The organism is Akkermansia sp. KLE1798, assembly GCF_001580195.1.
Taxonomy (GTDB): domain Bacteria; phylum Verrucomicrobiota; class Verrucomicrobiia; order Verrucomicrobiales; family Akkermansiaceae; genus Akkermansia; species Akkermansia biwaensis.
Genome location: NZ_KQ971077.1, coordinates 1 through 2,040, shown reverse-complemented (window position 1 = coordinate 2,040; position 2,040 = coordinate 1). Strand labels below are relative to the sequence as shown.

The window sequence follows — 2,040 nt, the reverse complement described above, 5'->3', positions numbered from 1 at the left end:
CGTAGTCGTCCACGTGGGACTTGTTGCTGCTGGCTACCCCGAAGCGGGAGAAATTGGCCTGGTTGCTATTCAGCACGGAGGGCCTGCCGTTGGAAGAGTAGAGGAGCTTGCGGTTCTTGAGGCCCATGAGCATGGCCTCCCAGGCTCTCCGGGAGGTGGAGTTGACGTTGAAGCCTCCGGCGATGGGCAGGTACTTGGCGGAGAGCTTGTAGCCCTCGTCGGTTTTGGCCAGTTCGTCGATGACCGCTTCGGCGGGCTTGCCCTGGAGGTCCGGGGAGAGGCGCCTGTTGGCAATGCCTGCGGCCTTGTTGGAGGAAGTGTCCGTGGAGAATGCTTCCTTGAGCACGGACTTGAGGTCCTCTTTGGCGGAGCCGCCGATGCTGCGGGGCCGTGCGGCCAGGGAGGAGGTGAACCAGGAGTCCCAGAGGGCGTCGTTGATCATCAGGCCGTGGTCCCAGAAGTCGCCCAGGGAGGCGTCGCCCATGATTTCATTGTGTGAGAAAACCTTGTCTGGAGGCAGCATTGGGTCGGCAAAGGAGTTTCCGATGCCCACGCCTGGAACGCCTGACTGGTAGGCGAAGCGTTTGGCGATGGCGGCTTTGGAGTCGGTCTTGTACCAACCAGGGGTGAGCCTGAATCCTGCGAATCCGGCGAGGCTGGAAGGCTGCTGGAATGGGAGTTCGGCGGCCACAATCTTGTTGACCTGTTCGGCGCCGGGTCCGCCGAATGGGGAGAGCCGGGTGCCGTCGTTGGAGAGGATGTTGGAGATGGTGATGGGGAAGAAGTCGCTGTTGGCGTTCTTGACTTCAAACTGGTAGGGGCTGTAGGATCGTCCGAGTTCGGATGCGGTGGGCATCTGGCTGCCCCAGAAGAGTGGGCTGGAGTGCTGCCAGGTCTTGGCGCGGTAGTCCTTGCCTTCCGGGTAGGCGCCGATGACGGGAGGCTTGCCCCATTTCACCGATACTCCATAGTACGCTACAAAGGTAGATTCCTGCGTAGGCGTGCCGTATTGGCCTGCCTTTTTTTCTTCCTCACTGCCCTGGTCGTTGTTTTCCCACATTTCCGCCGGGAGTTTGATTTGGTCAATCAGCGGTTTTTCCCAGGCGCCCCAGTTCAGGTTGAGGATGGCTGGCATGGTTTTGGCGAAAATGTCGATTTCCGCGGTGTTTTTCCCGTTTAGAGAGGATGAGCTGTTCATCTTCCCGGGATCCATCAGTCCGGCGCCCATAATGAAAGTGCCCAGGGCTTTGGATGCCCCCTTTTCCCCATATTTGATGGCCAGGACGTGGTCGTCCGGCGTGCCGTTGAGCTGGCTGGTATTTTCCGCGAAGATGATGGAAGCCTTGGCAATACCCTGCTGGTTGTATCCGCTACCGTCCAGCAGTTCGTAGCGAACGCCGTCCGTCAGGTTGACGGCATAGGAACTGACCTGTCCCGCTTCCTGGGACCAGCCTTCCTTGAGAGGGAATCTGTCCGGTTTGAAGTCACCGCTGTTGGGTTTTGTTTTATAGACTTCGTTACCGTTGGCTATATTGGAAACGACCGGCTGGGCGAAAAGGACGATTTCCCCGGCTTTCAGCGTAGATGGGTCGCCCTTGATCGTGGAACCGTCTGAACTGAGTTTGGACGTGGTGCGGAAAGAAGCCCCAAAGTCGGCTACCTGGCGGTTGTTGTAAGATGCGTTTAGATAGGGGATCAAACAGGATTCCCCGTAGCTGGTCAATTGGTTTTCGTCAAGCTGGTTCCATGCGAATTTGACATTATGGGAAAGCAGTAGAGGCATGAAGCGGTGTTCCCCGAAATAGCCTCCCCATACTCCCCCGTCGGCTCCTGTCAGCTTCATGTCCACATTGTACGGGTTCCACCAGACATAAACCGGGATGACGGCGATTCGGAAGTCGATCCATCCTCCCCGGTTAGGGTGCTTGTTGCCGTGTTTGACATAGTTGAGTCCGACAAATGAATAAAACCGCAGGAGGATGGGATGGCGCATGTAGGTGTAGCGATTGTCCATCATTTCCATGTTGGCGGAGGCGTCCG

The 2,040-nt window shown here is 57.5% G+C and carries 1 pseudogene; it reads right to left on the bottom strand.

The features are described from left to right. A pseudogene (locus tag HMPREF3039_RS14085) lies at positions 1 to 2,040 on the bottom strand (hypothetical protein); the annotation flags it as partial.